The sequence below is a fragment of the Streptomyces buecherae genome, from assembly GCF_014295035.1.
Classification (GTDB): Bacteria; Actinomycetota; Actinomycetes; order Streptomycetales; family Streptomycetaceae; genus Streptomyces; species Streptomyces youssoufiensis.
In genome coordinates this window covers 8,007,810-8,027,435 of sequence record NZ_CP060404.1, presented here as the reverse complement: position 1 = coordinate 8,027,435, position 19,626 = coordinate 8,007,810, and the positions used below count along the sequence as shown (strand labels likewise).

Annotated in this window: 18 protein-coding genes; 6 read left to right on the top strand and 12 right to left on the bottom strand. The window is 70.8% G+C overall.

Going from position 1 to position 19,626, the window contains the following annotated elements; all coding sequences use genetic code 11:
* Positions 1-2 precede the first annotated feature (2 nt).
* On the top strand, positions 3-665 hold the full coding sequence (locus H7H31_RS31875) for a response regulator transcription factor (RefSeq protein ID WP_187063438.1): 663 nt from the start codon (positions 3-5) through the stop codon (positions 663-665).
* Between the two features lie 146 nt (positions 666-811).
* Here the strand turns inward: H7H31_RS31875 and H7H31_RS31870 are convergent, their stop codons facing one another.
* The 7 genes from H7H31_RS31870 to H7H31_RS31840 form a co-directional block, all read right to left on the bottom strand.
* Entirely contained in the window at positions 812-1,339 is a 528-nt protein-coding gene (locus H7H31_RS31870) for a DUF6125 family protein (protein WP_187063437.1), read from the bottom strand.
* A 29-nt stretch (positions 1,340-1,368) separates the two neighbouring features.
* Positions 1,369-3,084 (bottom strand): fatty acyl-AMP ligase, encoded by a 1,716-nt coding sequence (locus tag H7H31_RS31865; protein WP_187063436.1) that lies wholly within the window; start codon positions 3,082-3,084, stop codon positions 1,369-1,371.
* Positions 3,081-3,338 carry an acyl carrier protein gene (locus tag H7H31_RS31860; protein WP_187063435.1) on the bottom strand — a complete coding sequence of 86 codons (258 nt, stop codon included), beginning with the start codon at positions 3,336-3,338 and terminating at the stop codon, positions 3,081-3,083. The genes H7H31_RS31865 and H7H31_RS31860 overlap by 4 nt, the downstream gene beginning before the upstream one ends.
* Positions 3,335-3,841: a PaaI family thioesterase gene (locus H7H31_RS31855; RefSeq protein ID WP_187063434.1), complete on the bottom strand. Its 507-nt coding sequence runs from the start codon at positions 3,839-3,841 to the stop codon at positions 3,335-3,337. The genes H7H31_RS31860 and H7H31_RS31855 overlap by 4 nt, the downstream gene beginning before the upstream one ends.
* Positions 3,842-3,973: 132 nt before the next feature.
* Positions 3,974-5,167: a ferritin-like domain-containing protein gene (locus tag H7H31_RS31850; protein ID WP_187063433.1), complete on the bottom strand. Its 1,194-nt coding sequence runs from the start codon at positions 5,165-5,167 to the stop codon at positions 3,974-3,976.
* Positions 5,164-6,666 (bottom strand): MFS transporter, encoded by a 1,503-nt coding sequence (locus H7H31_RS31845; RefSeq protein ID WP_197995980.1) that lies wholly within the window; start codon positions 6,664-6,666, stop codon positions 5,164-5,166. Before H7H31_RS31845 ends, H7H31_RS31850 begins: the two co-directional genes overlap by 4 nt.
* A gap of 851 nt (positions 6,667-7,517) precedes the next feature.
* Positions 7,518-8,216, bottom strand: coding sequence for a helix-turn-helix transcriptional regulator (locus H7H31_RS31840; RefSeq protein WP_187063432.1), 699 nt, complete (start codon positions 8,214-8,216; stop codon positions 7,518-7,520).
* A gap of 1,068 nt (positions 8,217-9,284) precedes the next feature.
* On the opposite strand from H7H31_RS31840, the gene H7H31_RS31835 reads away from it, so the two are divergent.
* Both H7H31_RS31835 and H7H31_RS31830 read left to right on the top strand, forming a co-directional pair.
* Complete coding sequence (locus H7H31_RS31835; RefSeq protein WP_187063443.1) at positions 9,285-10,949, top strand: sensor histidine kinase; 1,665 nt, start codon at positions 9,285-9,287, stop codon at positions 10,947-10,949.
* A 149-nt stretch (positions 10,950-11,098) separates the two neighbouring features.
* Entirely contained in the window at positions 11,099-11,752 is a 654-nt protein-coding gene (locus H7H31_RS31830; RefSeq protein ID WP_187063431.1) for a response regulator transcription factor, read from the top strand.
* A gap of 64 nt (positions 11,753-11,816) precedes the next feature.
* On the opposite strand, the gene H7H31_RS31825 is transcribed toward H7H31_RS31830, so the two are convergent.
* Positions 11,817-12,659, bottom strand: a complete 843-nt coding sequence (locus H7H31_RS31825) for an SAM-dependent methyltransferase (RefSeq protein ID WP_187063430.1) — start codon at positions 12,657-12,659, stop codon at positions 11,817-11,819.
* A complete protein-coding gene (locus H7H31_RS31820) occupies positions 12,656-13,522 on the bottom strand; it encodes a helix-turn-helix domain-containing protein (protein WP_232110182.1) in 867 nt (288 codons plus the stop codon). The genes H7H31_RS31825 and H7H31_RS31820 overlap by 4 nt, the downstream gene beginning before the upstream one ends.
* 615 nt (positions 13,523-14,137) lie before the next feature.
* Between H7H31_RS31820 and H7H31_RS31815 the strand changes: the two genes are divergently transcribed.
* Positions 14,138-14,434, top strand: coding sequence for a hypothetical protein (locus H7H31_RS31815; protein ID WP_187118185.1), 297 nt, complete (start codon positions 14,138-14,140; stop codon positions 14,432-14,434).
* 935 nt (positions 14,435-15,369) lie between these two features.
* The gene (locus tag H7H31_RS31810; protein ID WP_187062696.1) at positions 15,370-16,170 is read left to right on the top strand and encodes an SAM-dependent methyltransferase; all 801 of its coding nucleotides are present in this window, start codon (positions 15,370-15,372) and stop codon (positions 16,168-16,170) included.
* A gap of 129 nt (positions 16,171-16,299) precedes the next feature.
* On the opposite strand, the gene H7H31_RS31805 is transcribed toward H7H31_RS31810, so the two are convergent.
* Both H7H31_RS31805 and H7H31_RS31800 read right to left on the bottom strand, forming a co-directional pair.
* The gene (locus H7H31_RS31805; RefSeq protein WP_187062695.1) at positions 16,300-17,535 is read right to left on the bottom strand and encodes an FAD-dependent oxidoreductase; all 1,236 of its coding nucleotides are present in this window, start codon (positions 17,533-17,535) and stop codon (positions 16,300-16,302) included.
* Between the two features lie 119 nt (positions 17,536-17,654).
* Complete coding sequence (locus tag H7H31_RS31800) at positions 17,655-18,293, bottom strand: TetR/AcrR family transcriptional regulator (protein ID WP_187062694.1); 639 nt, start codon at positions 18,291-18,293, stop codon at positions 17,655-17,657.
* A 175-nt stretch (positions 18,294-18,468) separates the two neighbouring features.
* Between H7H31_RS31800 and H7H31_RS31795 the strand changes: the two genes are divergently transcribed.
* The gene (locus H7H31_RS31795; protein ID WP_187062693.1) at positions 18,469-19,164 is read left to right on the top strand and encodes an HAD family hydrolase; all 696 of its coding nucleotides are present in this window, start codon (positions 18,469-18,471) and stop codon (positions 19,162-19,164) included.
* 150 nt (positions 19,165-19,314) lie between these two features.
* Here H7H31_RS31795 and H7H31_RS31790 read toward each other — a convergent pair whose 3' ends face one another.
* Positions 19,315-19,572 (bottom strand): hypothetical protein, encoded by a 258-nt coding sequence (locus tag H7H31_RS31790; protein WP_187062692.1) that lies wholly within the window; start codon positions 19,570-19,572, stop codon positions 19,315-19,317.
* Between the last annotated feature and the right edge of the window lie 54 nt (positions 19,573-19,626).

The window sequence follows — 19,626 nt, the reverse complement described above, 5'->3', positions numbered from 1 at the left end:
CGATGACCGCATCCACGGACCCCACCGACCGGACGAGGGCCATCGTGGTCGACGACCACACGCTCTTCCGGGAGTTGCTGGCCGGCCTCCTCGCCCAGGAACCCTGGCTCGACGTGGTGGCCCAGGGGGACAGCGGCCCGGCCGCCGTGGCCCTGGCCCGGCAGCACCGGCCGGACATCGCGCTGCTGGACGTGCAGATGCCGGGCCCTGGCATTCGCACCACCGTCCTGGAGATCCACCGGCACTGCCCGCAGACCCACTGCGTCGTGCTGACGATGCGCGACGACCCGGCGCTCCTCAGGAGCCTGATCGACGCCGGTGCCGCCGCCTACTTGTTGAAGTCCGTCTCCAGCCGGGAGTTGCTCGCCTCCATCCGCTCGGTGATCACCGCACCGGACCGCATCCACCTCTCCATCTCGCGCGCCATGATCAAGGCGTTCGACTCGCCGGGCGGCGGCACCTCGCCGCTGTCCCCACGGGAGACGGAGATCCTGCGCCACGTCGCCCAGGCGCACAGCAACGCGGAGGTCGCGGCGGCGCTGTTCCTGGCCGAGACGACCGTCAAGCGGCACCTGACCAACATCTACCGCAAGTTGGGGGCCACCTCGCGGGTCGACGCCATTCGCCGCGCCCACGAGGCGGGGATCCTGGAGCCCTACCCGTAACCACCCCCGCGCCCGCCCGGCGGCGCGGAGAAGCCTCGCTCCCCCACGGTCGCCGGGGCGGCGCGGGGCCTGGCGCGCCGCGCCGCCGTGGTCCGCGGGGCGCCGAGCCGCGCCGCGCGCCGCGGACCGGGTTCCGGCCGCCACGCTCAGGACCCGTGCGGGAGGGCGACGGTGAGCCGGTAGTTGCACGCGCCGGTGTGGGCCAGTTGGCACAGGCCGACGCCGGGGTCGATCTCGGCGGGCAGGTCCATGGCCTGCAACCAGCCGGTGAGGCGCTCGCCCGGGCCGCAGTGGTAGACCTTCTCGATCCCGGCGCGCTTGACCCCCTTGTACGCGAAGCAGGTGGACACCTCCAGGTGTTGGACGCCGTCGGCGTACGACTCCCGCGCCGCGAACAGCGAGCCCAGATAGAGCTCCACCGCCGTCTGGAACAGGCGGCGGTACTGCTCGACGGTCTCGACCTTCTCGACGCCGAGGCTGCGCATCAGCCGCACCATCTCCTGGCGCCCGAACTCGCGCACCACCTGGATGTTCGCCTCGTTGGCCCCGTCGATGCCGCGCTGGGTGGCGGTCTGGTAGTACCAGAGTCCGTCGGTGGCCATCCACGAGCGGCGCAGGAGTTCCTCGCGCTCCGTGGCCGTGAGGTGCTCCGGTGACTGTGCCGCGTCGGTCATGATCTCTTCCTCCGGTCCGTGGGCCCGCGTCACTCGCCGGCCCGCTCCTCGGCATCCAACAGGGCCCCGATGCCGTGTCGTTGCAGCTTTCCGCTGGAGGTACGCGGCAGGGCGCCCCTGCGAGCCAGGACGACCTTCCGCGGCGAGATGCCGACCGCGTCGGAGACGGCGTGCCTGAGCTGGCTGACGAGTTCGGCCCGTACCGCCGGATCAGACTCCTTGGTCTCGGCCACCAGTGCAAGCCCCTCGCCGTCGGGCGTGGCGAGGGACGTGGCCAGAACCGCGTGGTTCGCCACCCCGGGTACCCGGCCGGCGACCGACTCGATGTCGCTGGCGTGGTAGTTCTGCCCGAAGACGATGATCACTTCCTTCGTGCGGCCCACGATGAAGAGTTCGCCGTCGTGCCGCAGCCCGAGGTCCCCGGTGGACACCCACCCGTCCGCGTGCACCACGCCGCGGTTGGCGGCCTCGCCCGCCTCGTACGTGCTCATCACCGCGGCGCCCCGGATCTGGACCTCACCAACCCGCCCCTCACCGGCGGGTTCGCCCCCCGGGCCGGCGACGAGCCGTACCTCCGTGTCGGCCACCGGATGCCCGACCGAGACCAGTTCCCTGGCCGTCGCGGCACCGCCGGCGCCCACGCCGCCCACATCCACCCCACCGGTACCGGCGTTCGCAGCGGTCTGCTCGGGCACCGGCTCCACCACTCCGTCGGCGAGCGGCCCGCGGCGTACCCACAGGCTGCGCACCGGGCGTCCCAGCGGCGGGAAGGTGACCGCGAGGCTGCCCTCGGCCAGGCCGTACACCGGCAGGAAGGCCGTGGGGCGGAAGCCGGCCGGGGCGAAGTGCGCGGAGAACCGGCGGAGCATGTCCGGGTCGATGGCCTCCGCCCCGTTCAGGGCGACCCGCCAGGACGACAGGTCGAGCCCGCGCACCTCGGACGGGGGCACCTTGCGCATCGCGTACAGGTAGCCGGAGTTGGGGGCGGTGGCGGCGGTCGCCCGGTGGCGGCTGATCAGGCGCAGCCAGCGGCCGGGGTCGCGCAGGAAGTCCTCGGGTGGCAGCAGCAGGGTCTGCGCGCCGTGCAGCGCGGGGGTGAGCAGCATGCCGATCAGCCCCATGTCGTGGAAGAGGGGCAGCCAGCTACAGGACACCTCTGCCTCGGTGACGCCGAGCGCCTTGCCGATGGCCGTGACGTTGGCCAGCAGGTTGGCGTGGCTGAGCACCACGCCCTTGGGGTGCGCGCTGGTCCCGGAGGTGTACTGGACGAGCCCGGGCTCCTGGTCGGACACCTCCAGGTGGTGGGCCGTGGCGGCTGCGGTACGCGCCACGTCGAGCACCTCGAACTCGCCGCCCGGGCCGCCGAGTTCGGGACCGATCAGTCGGCCCAGCGTGGCGTCGGAGAGCACCACGCGCACCTGAGACTGCCGCATGGCCAGGGCGATCCGGCGCAGGTGGATGTCCAGCGACGCGAACCGTACGGGCGGCGGCAGCGGGACGGCCACCGCGCCCGCGGCCCACACGCCGAACAGGGCCCGGGCGAAGTCGACCGAGGTGGGCAGGGCGATGGCCACCCGCTCGCCCCGCCGCACCCCGCGCTCCAGCAGCCCCTGGGCCAGCCGCCCCGCCTCCTCGTACAACTGGTCGTAGGTGACGTGCTCGGCTTCCGTGTCGCCTCGGAAGAGTCGGATGCCGTGCCCGGTGTCCCGGCCCGCCACCTCGGCCAGCGCTCGGACCAGGCTCACGCGGCGGCTCGCTGCCGGTACAGCTCGGCGACCAGCTTCTGGAACTCGCCGACGGTCTGGATGCGGAAGGTGACGTCGTCCTCGATCTCGATGTCGAAGGCTTTCTCCGTCTTCAGGATGACCTGGAGCACTCGCATCGAGTCGACGTTGGGCAGAGCCCGGAAGTGCTGGTCGCCCGACAGGTCGGTGACCGGCACGTCGATCTCCTGGGCGATGATCTCAAGGACCTTCTCGTGGACGTCCATCTGGTTCATTCCCCCTGGTTGGCTGGTTGGTTGGCGGTACGTAGCGCGGTGACGAGCCGGCTCGGCAGGTGCCGGCCCTGTTCGGTCAGGACCTGTTCGGTGAGCAGGCGGAAGGTGCCGTCGGCCGCGGCGACGAGGTCCCGGCCGTGCAGCAGTTCGCCGCTGGCCCGTACGGCGTGCTCGTCGCGCCGGGTGATCTCGGCGCGTGCGGTGTACTCGACGCCGGTCTCCATGGGCTTGCCGTAGCGCACGCGCAGGCCGGTGGTGAACGCCGAGATCCAGCCGGCCCGGTAGACGGCCTGCGCCAGGGTCTCGTCCAGGATGGTGGCGACGATGCCGCCGTGGATGACGCCGGGGAAGGACTCGTAGTCGGAGCCGAGCGTGAACCGGGTGCTGAAGCCGTCGCCGTCGGCGTCGAAGAGGAGTCGTAGGCCGATGGGGTTGTGCTGGGCACAGCCGAAGCAGTTGGACGGGTTGTCGGTCCGTGGGTCGAAGGAGGCTGACTCCGGCAAGCGACTCACTCCTCGTCAGGGTGGGTGGTACGGGCCGGCCCGGGGCGTGGCCCCGGCCTGTGCCCGGCCGGCCCGGGGCCCGGGTCAGCGGGTGCGCCGGCCTGTGGGGTGGGCCGGCGTGGGCCGGTGGGGTCAGATGAGCGAGCGCAGCTTGCGCTTGATGTCCCGCGACGATTCGATCGAGTCGTCCTCGACCAGGCGCCGCAACATCTGCAGCACCTTGCCGTCGGCGGAGTCGGTGGCCTCCTGCTTGACCGACTCGATGCGTCGGATGCCCTTGGCCGAGGTGGAGTGCGGGTAGAAGTGGCCGGCCGGGTGCTTGAGCCCCTCGCTGCGGTCGGCCAGCCAGACGTACGCCATCTTGAGCGCGGCGATCTGGCTCGCGCGGTTGTCGTCGCACAGCTCCTGGGCGAAGACGAAGAAGGCGCGGGCGTGCCGCGACTCGTCCCGCCCGAGCAGCTTCCAGATGTTGCGGACCACGGGTTCCTTGGTCTCGGCGGCGAGGCACCGGTACAGCTCGGCCGCGCGGGCCTCGGAGATGATGTTCATCATGAGGGTGCCGGTGCGGGTGTCGCCGATCGGGTACGGCTCGCGCTTGTACAGCGCGTGCTTGGAGCGCACCTTGATGCCCAGCTTGTCCAGGCAGCGGGCCTGCACCAGGGAGTGCCTGGCCTCCTCCGCGCCCCAGCTCAGCGCCCAGGACGAGAAGCTGGTCTCGCCCTGCCACTCGCGCAGGAAGTTGTGCGCGCCGGGCAGGGTGCCGAACTCGATGATGGCGGCCTCGGTGAGGAAGTCGACCTCCTCCGGGCTCATCAGGCGCGGGTCGAGCCGGTCGAGGTCGAGCTCGCGCCAGTCCCAGCGGGTGGTCTCGAACCAGTCGAAGATCTTGTTCCACGTCATGTCGAGGTAGAAGTCGGTGAACAGCGGGTCCAGGACCAGCGAGTTGTACGCCCGCAGGCCGATCTCGACCGTGTCGGTGAACCCGAACCCCTCCAGGGCGGAGGGGGCCACGATGTCCTCGACGTCCAACGCCTCGGCCCAGCCGGGCACGGGCCCGCCCGCGGCCTCGCCGACGACGAACACCCGGGTCTTGGTGAACTCCGCCTTGCCGCGCAGCGTGCGTACCGCCGACGGTATGGAGGTGCCGTTGCCGCCGACGTACGCCACGGCGAGTTCGGTGCCCGGCTCCAGCTCGTGCAGGTAGCGCTCGAAGGTGTCCGGCTGTGAGCGGTCGAGACCGATCTCGCCGAAGCGGGCCAGGGAGAGCTGCTCGGCGAGCGTGGTGCCGGGCAGGCAGTCGACGAAGACGATGCGTGTCGTGCTCATGGGTTTTCCCTTCGGAGTGGATGTGCTGGGCGCTCCTCGACGGGCCCGGCGGGCAGTCGCCCGGCGGCGGTGGGACGCGGTGCCATGCCGAGGGCGGCCACGGCACCGAGCAGCATGAGCGCCCCGATGGCGACCCAGGCGTGGACGAAGGCCCGGTGCGTCGCGTCGTAGGTGTGCGGGGTGCCGAGGATCGCGATCAACAGGCTGATGCCGAGCACGCTGCCGATCTGCCGGCTCATGTTGACCACCGCGCTGCCCGTGGAGAACCGGGCTTCGGGCAGGTCCGCGGTGGCCGAAGCCAGGATCGTGGGAAGCGCGAGCCCCCCGCCCGCGCCGCCGATCAGCCAGCCGGGCAGCAGTTCGGTGGCGTAGTGCGGGGTGCGCCCGATGCTGAGCGCCAGCGTCGCGGCGCCGACGGCGCACAGGAGGCAGCCCACCGCCGTCAGCGCCCCGGGCGTGAACCGCGGCGCCAGCCTGCCGGCGACGAGCGCCGCGACGGGCACCATCAGCGGGCCCGGCGCGACGCCGAGCCCGGTGCGCAGGGCCGAGTAGTCCCAGACCTGCTGCATCCACAGGATGGCGGTCAGCAGGTTGGCCGCGAAGGCCGCGGTGAAGACCAGCGCCGTGACGTTCGACCAGGCGAAGGCCCGTACGCGCAACAGGGCCGGCTCGATGACGGGCGCGGGATGGCGGAGCGAGCGCCGCCAGAACGCCGCGCCGCCGGCGGCGGCGGCGACCACCAGCGTCGAGGTGAGGCCGGCGGACCAGTCGTTGACCTTGACGAGGCCCAGGGCCAGCAGCCCGATCGAGCCGGTCAGCAGGCAGGTCCCGGCCAGGTCGGGCAGGTGGCGCGCGGTGGCCTCGCGCGATTCGGGCAACACCCGTACGGCCACCAGCAGGGCCAGCACGCCAACGGGAATGTTGACCAGGAACACCCACCGCCAGGACGCGCTGACCAACAGGCCCCCGAAGACGGGACCGGCAGCGGCGGCCAACGCCGCGCTGGCCGACCAGACGCGCACCGCCGCCTGCCGCCGCTCCGCCGGGAAGACCGACAGCAGCAGGCCGAGGCTGGCGGGGGTCAGGGCGGCGGCGCCCACGGCCTGGAGCACCCGGCAGACGACCAGGGTCCACAGCCCGCCCGCCAGGGCACAGGCGGCCGACGCGGCGGTGAACAGCGCGAGGCCCAGCACGAAGACGCGCTTGCGACCCAGGCGGTCCGACAGCCGGCCGAGGGGGACCAACAGGGCGGCGAAGACGATCGCGTATCCGTTGAGCACCCAGGAGAGGTCCGCCAACGCGGCACCGCCGAAGTCCTGACTGATGGCGTCGAAGGCCACGTTGACGATGAACAGGTCGAGCCCGGCCACGAAGGCCGCCACCGACAGCACGGTCAGCGACAGGCCGAGCCGCTGCGGCGCGACCGCCAGCGACCGCGCCCGCGGCAGCGAGCGCGCCTCGGGCGGCCTCGGCTGTTCTGGACCGGTCTGGGTCGACACGACGAGCGGCTCCCGGGGCGCGGGGTGGTCGGCGGGCCCCTACGCCACCCGCCGCGTGCGCCCCCAGCCCATGCGAGGCGGACGTCTCCCGCAACGGCCCGCGACAGGGTCGGTCCCTACCGCCACCCGAAAGCGCCCTTGGTGGGAGCGGGGCTTACCACCTTGGTAGTAGTCCCCGCTCCACGTCAGGCCAGCCTCGCTGGCCGGCCGGGCGGCAGGTCGTCGCCGGAGTCGGCCGGGTCCCAGCGGTCGTCAGGCGCCGGGTCGAGCCCGTGAGCTCGGTCCGCCGGGAGCCGCCAGAAGCTCGCCGGATCGGCGACCCCGGCAGTCGGCGGGCGAGTCCGACGATGACCCCGCGTCGTCGCGCGTGGTGCCCCACAGCCTTCCGCGTCCCGTCCGTACGGCGGTTGGCCTGGATTCGTCACCAGCCGAGCCACACGCAGATTCCTGGCCTAACAGGACATTTCCATCGACTGGGAAGTGCGGAAATTACTAGTCTTCCGCTGGTCGAGGCGGGAATCGTGGCGGCGGCGGCGTCGCGTGCGTACGGTGTGCAGAGCCTCGGCGGGACACCCGAACACGCGTCGAGACCGGGCAGGCAGGGGCCCTGAACGGGCAGACTCGGGCATTGTGGAGGGACGGTGGCCGCGCCGCAATGCTGGAAGAGTCGAATTTCAGGGCGCCGGTTCCAGTGGATTGCTTTTTCTTACGCGCCGTTAACGCGATGCGTGCGCCCCCGCGGTGGCACGTGGCCAGCGGAGGCGGGAACACGGTCGGCCCGCCGGCCGACGACATCGAACGCGTGTCGGAGAATGCGTCGATGCCTGCCGACCGGCGAGCCGGTCACGGGGTTACTCGATCAGCTCCGGCCGCACCACGGGGGGCCAGGCGCCGATGGTGAGAACACCGGTGGAGTAGGCGCGCGAAACGAGAGCCGCGCGGTTGGGGACGCGGTGTTTGCGCAACAGCGACGAGACGCGGTACTCGATTCCCTGACGACTCAAATGCAGTCTGGCCGCGAGCTGAATGGTGGATGCACCGGCCGCGATGCCTTCCAGTATCCGAGCGTCGAGCGGGGCGAGTGCCCGAGTCTCACGCACCGGCCTGGTGGGCTGCGTGGTGACGGCGTCCGGCCGCACGATGACGGTCACACCGCTCATCGTGCCGGTGTCGGAGTGTGTGGCTATGGCGGTCAGATGGCCGGTGAACTGGCCACCTTCGGGATCGATGCCCACCAGGTAGTCGGTGAAGGCGGAGCGGTGACCACTGGCGAGCCGACCGAAGTGACGGCGGGCCCGCTCCTGCGTGCCAGGGTTGAGAAATGCGAGAAAACTCTTCCCGGAATAGCTGGTGGCGGCACCAGAGAAGTGGTAGATGAATTCCCGGTTGGCCTCCAGGAGCCGCAACTCGGGGTCCAGGTTCGCGATGCATAGGCCGGAGTACTGCAGGATGGCGTGCCCGACCTGGGCGTAGTCGACGGCCCTGCTCGACCCCCCTCTGTTCGCCGAGTGCGTCAGCTCGGAAGTGCGGAAACTTACCTCTTGTGTCACTAGCCTTTGTCATCCCTTCGCGTGGCCTCTGAGCAGTGCCATGCGGATCGGCCGTAAAGCCGATGGAGCGACGCCCGGAATGGCCTATTCCGACGCGGACATATCAAGTGGGCTGGGGATTGCGGTACTGCGTTGTTCGATTCGGTCCGACGTTAGCCCCAGCCGCAAGGCCCGTTCCACCCCGACCTGCTGTGGGCATTTGCCGTTTTGCCAGAGGATTCACAAGGGGTGTGTTATGCGGCGAGACACTATGGCGCGAATGTCCAACTATTCACTAGAGCAAAGCATGCATGTGGCCGCTACCTGGCGAAGTGCCGCATAGATTGCATAAGCAATTCAATCAATTCGTCATATCGCGACCTCGCCCCCAGCATGGGGCGCGTGGGTACGTCAACGATATATCGTGCCCGTTTCTCGTCTATCTGTGCCCGATCCGTGACCGCTTCGGTCACGTCTCCTCCCATACCCCGCGAAGACGCCCTCCGAGCCGTCCACACCTACCGGAGCAACTTGCTCCGTAGCTGATCAGCGGCCTGACCATCGAGTTTCTTCGGTGATCATGTGAGATGTCCCTCACTCCACGAGCGCTCACTCACCCTATGCGAACAAGACAACTTGGCTGGATATACCCCAGCGCACGGGTGTGCGGCGACCACGACTGGGCCCGCTCGCGCCCCCCGCGGTCGCGATCGGGTGCGGCGGTCGGGCACGCCGGGCACTCGGCCGGCACCGGCCGCCCCGCCACCCCGTCGTACCGCTCCCCCGCCGCGAGTGCCCGCGATAGCCGCCCGTACTCACGAGCATCCGAGCCCCACGATCCCCGTGGGTCGCAGCGGGCTGATTCGAGCCACGGTGCGCCGACCGGCCGGCGCGCTCGGCTCCCGCCCTACGACTTTCGTCGTGCGGCGGCACGCCGAACGGCGATCGTGGCCGGCACGGGGGTGTGTCTAACGTGACCGGGTGACTCGTGTGCAGGGTGTGGCGCAGGCCCGACAAGCTGGGGCGACAGGATGGAGCGGGGCGGCCAGGTGGCTGGCCGGGCCCGTGCGGCGGCTGTTCACCCGGGGCATGTGGCCGCCCCGACGCGTGGTCGGCGAGATCCTGCTGACGGTGGTGGTGACGCCGCTGGTGGCCGGTACGGAGATGGCGGTGCACAGCGGCGTCCCGCGGGTGGCCGCGGTGACGCTGGCCACGGCGGTCGTCGCGCCGTTGCGCCGGGTGCTGCCCGCGACGGTCCTGCTGGTGGTCGTCGCGGCCTCGGCCGAGTTCTCCGGGCTGGCCCTGCTGGTGCCCGTGCTCGCGTGGTCGGCGGGGCGGCGGATCGCCGGTATCGGCGCGGCCGTCGGCACCTTCGCCGCCGCCTACCTCACCGGCCTCGTCCCGATGCTGGTGACCGACCTGCCCCGGTCGCCGGCGGCCTGGCTGTTCGCGGCCCTCCTGCTGCTGGTCTTCGTCGTGCTGCCCGGCCTCGTCGGCCGTTACTCCGCACAGCGCCGCGCGCTGGTGGACACCTTCCGGGAGTACAACGCCCAGTTGCTGCGCGAACGCGAGATGACCGCGGAGCAGGCGCGGCTGCGCGAACGCCAGCGCATCGCCCAGGACATGCACGACAGCCTCGGCCACCAACTCGTGTTGATGTCCGTGCACAGCGGCGCGCTCGAGGTGGACCGGGAGCTGACGGGCCGGCAGCGCGAGGCCGTGCGCGTGCTGCGCGAGGCGTCGGTGGCGGCGATGCGGGAGCTGCGCGAGGTGGTCGGGCTGCTCCGGGACGGCACGCCGGTCCCCGAGTCGCCGGAGGAGACCGAGGCGGCGACGCGCGGTGTGGCCGGCGTCGAGGACCTGGTGGCCGCGTCCCGGCGGGCCGGCACCACGGTGGAGCTGCGGAGCTCCGGCAAGCCCCGCCCGCTGGCGCCGGCCGTCGACCACGCGGCGTACCGGGTGGCCCAGGAGGGGCTGACCAACGCGCACAAGCACGCCCCGGGCGCCGCGATCACCGTGGCCCTGCGCTACGAGCCGGACTCCCTGATCGTCGAGGTCGCCAACGGCCCCGCGACGACACAGGCCGCTCACGGCGTGGTCAGCGGCGGGCAGGGGCTCACCGGGCTCGGCGAACGCACGCGGCTGGTCGGCGGCATGGTGCACGCGGGCCCGACGGCGAGCGGCGGATTCCGGCTGGCCGGGGTCCTGCCGTACACCCCGGCGGAGAGCGCCGCCCCGGTGCGCGCGGCGCGGGGTGCGACGGCGACCTTCGTCGACGCGTCGGACGACGTTCGGCGGCAGTTCCCGGCCGGCCCTGGCGGTGAAGGTGGTCCGGTCATCGACGGGGACGGACTGCCGAAGGAGCTGGTGCAGGCGATGAGGGAGAGCAGGCGACGCAGTGGCCTGGCGGTCGGCTGCGGGGTGGCGGTCGGGGTCGGACTGCTGCTCATGGTCGCCGCGGGAGTGGGCTTGTGGTTCCTGGCGCAGGAGGCCGAGAAGGCCATGATCGATCGCGGGGAGTTCGACGCGGTACGGGTGGGCCAGTCCGAGGCCGAGGTCCGTGACCGGTTGCCCGACGGGGAGTCGTTCCTGGCCGGGGACCTGACCAAGGGCGCGCCGCCCGAGCCGGCCGGCTCGACGTGCCTGACCCTGATGTCCACGGAGATCGGCGGCTGGGACACCGAGCCGGTGTTCCGGTTCTGTTTCAGGGACGGCAAGCTGATCGAGAAGAAGTCCTTCGACGTCGAGACGTGAGTCGGTGCGGGTGTCGGTGCCCGGGTGTCGGTGCCCGGGTGCCGGTACGTACGGGGGCTTCGCCGGGCGCCTGACCGGCCCGGTGCCCTGATCGGGGATGATGTCCCCTGGTCAGACGGATGATCGCTTCGAGACAGCCCGGGAGAGTCGTGATCAAGGTTCTCGTCACGGATGACGAGCCGCTCATACGGGCGGGCATCAGGATGATCCTGGCTTCGGCGGACGACATCGACGTCGTCGGCGAGGCGGCGAACGGGCGCGAGGCCGTCCAGCGGGCCCAGTCCGGTCGCGTGGACGTCGTCCTGCTCGACCTCCAGATGCCGGTGATGGACGGCCTGACCGCCCTGGCCGAGCTGCGACGGACCGTGCCGGAGACGAACGTGCTGGTCCTCACCACGTTCGGCGAGCAGCGGAACGTGCTGCGTACGCTGGCGGAGGGCAGCGCGGGGTTCCTGCTGAAGGACTCGGCGCCGGCCGAGCTCATCGGCGCGGTACGGGCCGCGGCGGCCGGCGACGCCTACCTGTCCCCCGCCGCCACCCGGCACGTCGTGAACTCGCTGGCCTCGGGTCAGAACGTGCTCCGCGCCGAGCAGGCCCGCCGCCGTCTGGAGGCGCTGTCCGCCCGCGAGGGCGAAGTCCTCGCGCTGCTCGGCGAGGGCCTGTCGAACGCGGACGCCGGACAGCGGCTGCACATGAGCGAGGCGACGGTGAAGACGTACGTGAGCCGCATCCTGGCCAAGCTGGGCTGCGAGAACCGGGTACAGGCCGCGCTGCTGGCCCGGGACGCGGGCCTGGGCGTGTGACGTTCACCCACGACGGGCGCGCCCGGCCCACGGGCTCGACGCGCCCGCCGCGGGCAGCGGCGCCTCAGGAAACGCGGGCGACGGCGGCGTAGCCGGGGACGTGCTCGTGCTGTTCGGTCGCGGCGTCGGGGCGCCACCGGGGCCAGGTGACCAGCCCGGGTTCGACCAGTTCCCACCCCTCGAAGAAGCGCGCGATGGTCTCCCGGTCCCGCAGGACGTAGGGGATCGCGCCGCTCTCGTTGTACGCCTCCTGGGCCGCGACGGCGGCGGGGTCGCCGGGCGCGGCGTGACTGAGGGCGAGGTAGCTGCCGGTGGGCAGGGCGGTGGCGAGGCGGCGTACGACGGCGCGTGCCTCGTCGTCCGCGACGATGTGGCCGAGCACGTCGGAGAGGACCAGGGCGACGGGGCGGCTCAGGTCGAGGGTGCGGCCCGCGGCCTCGATGACGGTGGTGGTGTCGCGCATGTCGGCCTCGACGTACGCCGTGGCGCCCTCGGGGGTGCTGGTCAGCAGCGCGCCGACGTGCAGCAGGACCATCGGGTCGTGATCGACGTAGACGACGCGGGACTGTGGGGCGAGGCTCTGCGCGATCTCGTGCGTGTTGTACGCGGTGGGCAGGCCGGCGCCGACGTCGAGGAACTGGCGCACCCCCGCTTCCGCCGCGAGGTAGCGCACGCTGCGCGTGAGGAACGCGCGCCCGGACCTGGCGTAGGCGCGGACCTTGGGTATCGCCGCCTCGAAGGCGGCGGCTGCCCGCCGGTCGGCGGCGTAGTGGTTCTTGCCGCCCAACAGGCAGTCCCAGACGCGTGCCGAGTGCGGTACGGAGGGGTCCACGCCGGTGGGCACGTGACGGTCGGAGGGCGCTGGCTGGTGCGGCTCGGCCGGCTGGGCCGGGGCGACGGGTGTCATCGCTGTGCAGCCTTTCCTTCGAATCCTTCGAGGGTGGGAAGCTGGGTCGTGGGGGGCGGGGCCGCGGCACAGGCGGCGTCCAGGCGCTGGCGCAACGCGCCCACGATGCTCGGCGCGTCGGTGACCTCCTCGTTCCCGCCGGGTGCCTGCCACACCGCGTGGTCGTCGATCTCGGGCGCCGGGATGCGCAACAGCCGCAGTGGCGGCGCCTCGCTGAGCGGGTGGGGCGGCGCGGCCAGCGGCATGACCTGCACCGCGCTATCCGCGCACCGGACCGCCTCGCGCAACGCCTGGCGCTGCTCGGCCATCACCTCCGCGTCGCCGACCACGGCATGCAGGGCCGCCTCGCCGAGCAGCGCCCACACGCGTACGCCGCGCTCGCGCAGCCGCCGCTGCCGTGCCAGCAGGAACGCGACGACCTCGTCGGTCGACGCCGTGCTGGGCCCGGGGCACAGCGCGTGCAGGGCGGCGGCGTAGCGGGGGGTGCGCAGCACGTCGGGCACCAGGGTGGGATGCCAGACGCGGATGAGGGAGGCCGAGGACTCGACGCCGATCCACCGGTGTTGGCCGGGTGACAGGGCCGCGCGGTGGCGGTGCCACCAGCCCGCCCTGCTCGCCGCCGCGACCTGCGTCAGCGTCGCGTCGATCTCGCGGGGTGGCACGCGGTACAGCCGCAGCAGGGTCTCGATCTGGCCGATGTCCAGGGCGGTTTCGGCGGCCTCGATGCGTCGCACGGTCATGGTGTGCTTGCCCAGTTCAGCGGCGGCGTCGGCCAGTGACTTGCCGGCCACCTCACGCAGCAGCCGCAGCCGTGCGGCGAGCACCCGATGCTCCACCGTCGGCCCCGACCGTGGCCTGCTCACGTCACTCCTCCACGCTCGCCGGACCGGTGTCCGCACCCCACGGAAACCGATCATCGCGAATCGTACTGCGTGAATTGCATGGCGTGTGATTCACACGCATGGTGGTGCCTATGGCTGACGAGGCGTCCACTCCCGACTCCCCCCGCGCCCGACAACGGCGTCGCGGGGGCGAGGGTGGCGGCTGTTCGCGCTGGGTTCCGGCCGTGCCCGGGGAGCGTCGAGCGCGCGCGACCACGCGCGAAGTGCCCTGCGACGCCGGCAGCTTGACGAGCACGCGGCGTGGAGCGGGCGTCCCTGTCGGTCAGCGATCTGGTCGCCAACGCGGTCGTGCACGGCGGACGCCACCGGGACAGCCCACCGCGCATGGTGCGGTGCCACATTCAACGCGCGTCCGGCACGGTGTGGTTGAGCGCGTGGGGACCACCTGGCACCACCGTCCCAAGATCTCGACGCTCCTGCAAGGGCGCCACGGGCGGGGTCTGGGCGTTGCCGGAGTCCGGCCGCGGGCTGCTGATCGTGGCGGCCATGTCCCGTGCCTGGGGGACCCGGACGGTGCGCGTCAACCGTCTGGTCTGGGCCGAGTTGTCACCCCACCCGCCGCGAAGAGGAGCGCCCATGCCGCCCGACCCCAGGCACGACGTGCACGCCGCCGAGATCGAGCGCGCCGTACGCGACCTTCAGGACGCGCTCTCCCGCCTGGAGGCCCTGGGCCAGGCCCCGTACCCGGTCGGCGACCCCACCGGGTGTGCCCCCTCCCCCGCCATCGGCGGTTGGGGCGAGATGGGTGTCCTGCTGCCCGGCGAGGCGCTGATCTGGTCCCCACCCAGCGCGGACGCGCACGAACCGGGACTCTGGGTACGCTGGCCACACGCCTGGACCCCGCCGGAAAAATATAAATTAGAATTTCTTTAATATATCCTTTGTTTTATATGGTTGTAATTTTATTGTTAGAGCACTTTTCTTTTTAGTTATTAATAAATCTTCTTTAGATTTTCTCTACTTCACTTATTGAATAATAACATACAAATAAAATAATTATTTATTTTATTTAAATTATTTTATATTTTTAAATTTATTTTTTTTTTTTATCTAAATAATTATATCTATACACACTCATAACACACAAATTATGATTAAAAAGAGAATAAAAGATTATTTATTTTATTTTTATAAGTATTTGGTGGAAATGGGGGAGAGTGGGAGGTTTTAGGGAACTAAAAAGGCAGAGTTAGGAGGATAGCAGTGGGGGGTTCTGGGATAAGAGAAAGGGAGAGAGTTGTGGGGGAGGGTGAGAGAGAGGTGGGGGAGGGGGATTGGGTTGATTGATAAGGAAGAGGGCATAGTTAATATTGAGAAGGTAAGTGGTAAATTCTGGGGGAGGAAAGGAATAAGAAGAGGAGTGAGGAGAAGGAGAAGGAGAAGGGGAGAGTAAAAGGGGGAAGGGGTAATAGGAGTCTATATCTATATCTATAAGAGGGGGGGGATGGTAATTTGGGGAATTTGATAATTTGGAGTAAGTATTGTATGGGGTGATGGGAAGAAGGAAGGGGTTAGGAAAGAATAGAGTGTTTGTTTTTTTAGTGATTTTTTTTATGGTTTTTGTTGGTGTTTGTTAGTAGGTGTTTGTGTTTGGGTATAATATAATGTATTAAAGGGATTTTTGTAATGGGGAAAAAGTAGTAATAGAGAATAATTAAAAAAGAAATAAGTATAGTAATAAATTAAAAATAAGTATAAAGATATGAAAGGTAAAAGAGGATCAGCTAACCGACGAAGGGGTAGAGCCCCGGGTGCCCAGGGTCGGTCACCCACCACGGAACACGGAAGACATCGGAAGGCAGACGGACATGACGGGCAACAACGCCGAGCGCATCGACCTCTCCAGGGCACATTCGGCGCGGGTGTACGACTTCATCCTGGGCGGCAAGGACAACTACGAGGCCGACCGGGCGGCGGCAGCCGCGGCGCTCGAAGCCTGGCCCGGGCTCCGGACCAGCATGCACATCAACCGCGCGGTGATGCACCGGATGGCCAACTGGCTGGCGTCCGAGGCGAAGGTCGACCAGTTCCTGGACATCGGCACGGGCATTCCCACCGCTCCCAACCTGCACCAGGTGGTGCAGGGTGTGACGCCCGACGCGCGGGTCGTGTACGTGGACAACGACCCGATCGTGCTGGCCCACGCGCGCGCCCTGCTGACCGGCACGCCCGAGGGCCGCACGGCCTACATCGAGGCCGACATGCGCGAGCCGGACAACATCCTCTCCGCCCCCGAGCTGCACGAGACGCTGGACCTGAGCCGGCCGGTCGCGCTCACCATCATCGCCGTGTTGCAGTTCGTGGAGGACGCCGACGGGCTCATCCAACGCCTGCTGGAGCCGTTGGCGTCCGGCAGCTACCTCGCGCTCACCCTCGCGACCGCCGAACTGGCCCCGGAGTCCGCCGCCTTGGCCGCCACCTACACGCGCCGTGGCATCCCCATGTACCTCCGTACCCGTTCCGAGGTCGAGGAGTTGTTCGCGGGGGCGGGGTTGGAACTCCTGTCCCCCGGTGTCGTGCCCATGCACCACTGGCGGCCCGAGCCGGGCGAGGAGTTGGCGGAGGCGGCGGCCGTGAACATGTACGCGGGCGTCGGGCGCAAGCCGTAGGGCGCCGCAGCGGTCACGACGACGCTCGGCGGGTGGGTCGCCGGCCCCGCGCGCCGGGGCCAGTTCCAGTGGGGGCCGCGCCGGCCTGGGCCGGTCGCGGCGCGGGCGCGCGGGTTGCGCGGGCGGGCGTCAGCCAGGCGTACGGTCGCCCTGGCGCACGCCGGGCGTGATGCTGGGCCGGGTGCGCAGCAGCCGGCGGATCGGGCGGATCGCGACCTCCAGGGGGACGCGGCGGAAGGCGAGGTCGCGGGCCACGGAATAGGCGTGGCTGCCGCGGAACATGAGCTTGGCCAGGCCACGCGAGTTGGTCTGCGCGGCCTCCACGCGGGGGCGCTGGGCCCGCTCGTAGCCGCGCAGTCGGCGCGGCACCTCGTCGGGGGTGGCGCCGGCGAGGTGGGCGCCGAGCACGCCGGCGGACTCCATCGCCATGCAGGCCCCGATGCCCGCGGTGGGCAGGAACCCGGCCGCCGCGTCGCCGAGCAGCATCACCCTGCCGTCCGTCCAGCGGGCCGCGCGGCAGTCGGTCAGCGGCCAGAAGTAGGTCTCGTCGCCGTACGCCACCTGGTGCAGGGCCCGCTCCAGGCGGGCGTCCACCCCGTCGAGGCCGGCGCGTGCGCGCGCGACGAAGGGGCGGGGGCCGTGCCGGGTGGCGTCGCGCGGCCCGCACACGATGACGCCGACCCGGCCCTTGACCGGATACGTACCGATGAACGCCCCCGTCCCCCAGATCTCCCACCCCAGGTCGGGCTCCGCGTCCGCTTCCGCCCAGCCGACCCAGCCGCCCCAGCCGGTGTCGTAGGTGCTCACCTCCGTGGGCGCGAGGAGGAGTTGGCGCGTGGTGGAGTGCAGGCCGTCGGCGGCGACGACGAGGTCGAAGGCGCCGGCGTACGACTGCCCGCGCGCGTCCAGGGTGACGTGCGCCGTGGTCGGCGTCTGTTCGATGGCGGTGACGGTGGTGTGGTGGGTGACGGCGCCGCCCGGGGAGGCGAGCACGTCCATGAGCGCGCCCCGGCTGATGCCGCGGTAGTGGCCGGCCTCGCTCAGCAGGCGGTCCATGGGGTACTCGCGCAGGGGCTGGCCGTGCCGCCCACGGATGCGGTAGCGGCGCATCGGGGTGCTGCGACTCAGGTACGCGTCCATGGCGCCGAGCGCGTCGAGTACGGGGTCGGCCAGCGGCATCAGGGCCAGCATGTAGCCGGCGGCGGCGTCCGGGGCGGCCTTCTCCACCAGGACGGGGTGCAGTCCCTGCCGGCGCAGGAGCTGTGCCAGCGTCAGCCCCGCGGCGCCGGCGCCGACCACCAGCACGCGCAGCCGGTCGCTCGCGACGGCATCCAACTGCCGTTCCAGAGACGTGTGTTCAAGCATGGTGTACCTCCGATGGGCTCCGGCCGACGGCCCGGCCGGCGGGGTTCGGCACGCCACGGCGCGCGTGCGCCCGGCGGGCGCCCCGTCGACGCGCCGGGGTGTGCGGGGATGGAGACAGCTCAGGCGCCCTCCTCCGGGGCGCGGGGCGTCGCGCCCAGGCCGACGGCGTAGAGGTCGAGCACCTCCGGCGCCCAGCGGGCCATGCCCTCGCGCGTCAGCGGATCGACGCCCAGCACGTCGGCGAGGTGCTCGCGCAACAGCAGGACGGCGAGGTCGTTGGCGAGGAGGAGCGCGGCGCGGACCGCCGGATCGGGGCCCGGCTCGGCCCGCCCGGCGCGGGCCAGGTCGTCGAGGGCGGCCCGGCTCACCTCGTACAGCCGCCGGAACAGCAGCCGCCCGGCCTCCTCGTCGGACAGCAGCAACCTGCGCAGGTACCCGGGCAGGGGCGAGTCGGCGGGCAGGTGGCGCACGAGCGCCTCGTGCAGCGAGCCGGTCGGCTCCGGGGCCCACGTCGCCCCACCCTCCTCGCGGGTGAGCTCGCCGAGCAGGTTCTCGAAGGTCTCCACCGCCCAGCGGTCGCACTCCGCGCGCAGCCCGTCCTTGGAACCGAAGTGGTGCACGACCAGGCCCGGCGAGACCTCGGCCGCGGTGGCGATCTGGCGCACCGTGACCTTGTCCGGGCCGTGTGCGGCGAACAACCGCAGCGCCTCGTCCCGAATGGTCGCCCGGGCGGTCCTGTCCTCCGAAGCTGAACGCATGTTCAATACGTTAAACGCTTGTTCAGTCGTTGTCGAACGGCGGTCCCCACGGCGGGCTCGCGCCGGCGCGCGGGGTGGTGCGGGGGCGTGGCGCGGCGGCGCGGCTTGGCGAGCGGAATCCGGCCGTGTTCGGGAGACGGAACACGGGAGCGTCGCGGGCGGGCATCATGCCGCCATGACGGCCAAGGGCACACTCTTCGACTTCTCCGGAACCCTCTTCCGCGCCGAGCCGGCCCAGCGCTGGCTGCGCGCCGGACTGGACGCGGTGGGGCTCGACCTGGCGCCACCGGAGTTCGCCCGCGTGCTGGAGGAGTTGCAGGCCGTGGGCGCCCAACCCGGGGGCACCGCGCCGCGCGAGGTGCCCGCCCACCTGGCCGCCGGTTGGCGCGTGCGCGACCTGAGCGGCAGCCAGCACCGCGCCGCGTACCTCGCACAGGCCCGCCAGGTCAGCCTGCCGTACGCGGGACTCCACGAGGCGCTGTACGAGCGGCACAAGGACCCGGTGGCCTGGGAGCCGTACCCGGACGCCGCCGAGGTGCTGGCCGGGCTGCGGGAGCGCGGGGTGCGGATAGCCGTGGTGAGCAACATCGGGTGGGACCTGCGCCCGGTCTTCCACCGGCACGGGCTCGACCGGTTCGTGGACGCCTACCTGCTCTCCTTCGAGCACGGCATCACGAAGCCGAACCCCGCCCTGTTCCAACTGGCCTGCGCCACCCTCGGGACGAGCGCGCCCGAGACGGTCATGGTCGGCGACAGCCGGCGGGCGGACGGCGGCGCGGCGGCGATCGGCTGTCGGGTGCACTTCGTGGACCACCTGCCGGTGGACCAGCGCCCCGACGGCCTGCGGCCCGTGCTCGACCTCGCCGGTTGAGGCCGGAGCCGGTCACGGCGGGCGCCCGGGCCCAGGCCAGGTGGCCGCCGACGGGGGCGCGCGGGCGCGCGCCGGGCGTACGGGCCCGGGGCGGCGGCCGGGCCGGGGCGGCACCCGGGCCGGCCGCGACGGAGCCGAGGCGACGGGCGGTCAGCCGGCGGCGTCGTGGCGGGCCTCGTGGGCGAGGATGCTGGCCCGCCAGCGCGCGATGACCTCCTCGCGGTCGGAGCCCGCGTGGTCGGCCTCGGTGACGAGCGCCTCGGCGGCCATCGCGGCCAGCCGGACGACGACGTGGCGCAGATCACGCTCGTCCAGGGGCTCCAGTAGGGCGCCCGCGCCGTCGCTGTCGTTGGCGAGTGCGCAAGCGATCATGGCCATCGTCGTGCGATCCCACTCGTATGCGTTCACGCGGTCAGCCTTCCCGCGGCCCACGGGGCCAGAACGCCTACCCGCGGGTAAACC

Coding starts and splice junctions, on each gene's coding strand:
- H7H31_RS31800 (WP_187062694.1), bottom strand. CDS start 18,293: ATGCGTTCAGCTTCGGAGGACAGGACCGCCCGGGCGACCATTCGGGAC.
- H7H31_RS31805 (WP_187062695.1), bottom strand. CDS start 17,535: ATGCTTGAACACACGTCTCTGGAACGGCAGTTGGATGCCGTCGCGAGC.
- H7H31_RS31850 (WP_187063433.1), bottom strand. CDS start 5,167: ATGAGCACGACACGCATCGTCTTCGTCGACTGCCTGCCCGGCACCACG.
- H7H31_RS31825 (WP_187063430.1), bottom strand. CDS start 12,659: ATGACACCCGTCGCCCCGGCCCAGCCGGCCGAGCCGCACCAGCCAGCG.
- H7H31_RS31860 (WP_187063435.1), bottom strand. CDS start 3,338: ATGAACCAGATGGACGTCCACGAGAAGGTCCTTGAGATCATCGCCCAG.
- H7H31_RS31875 (WP_187063438.1), top strand. CDS start 3: ATGACCGCATCCACGGACCCCACCGACCGGACGAGGGCCATCGTGGTC.
- H7H31_RS31835 (WP_187063443.1), top strand. CDS start 9,285: ATGTGGCCGCCCCGACGCGTGGTCGGCGAGATCCTGCTGACGGTGGTG.
- H7H31_RS31870 (WP_187063437.1), bottom strand. CDS start 1,339: ATGACCGACGCGGCACAGTCACCGGAGCACCTCACGGCCACGGAGCGC.
- H7H31_RS31795 (WP_187062693.1), top strand. CDS start 18,469: ATGACGGCCAAGGGCACACTCTTCGACTTCTCCGGAACCCTCTTCCGC.
- H7H31_RS31815 (WP_187118185.1), top strand. CDS start 14,138: ATGCCGCCCGACCCCAGGCACGACGTGCACGCCGCCGAGATCGAGCGC.
- H7H31_RS31810 (WP_187062696.1), top strand. CDS start 15,370: ATGACGGGCAACAACGCCGAGCGCATCGACCTCTCCAGGGCACATTCG.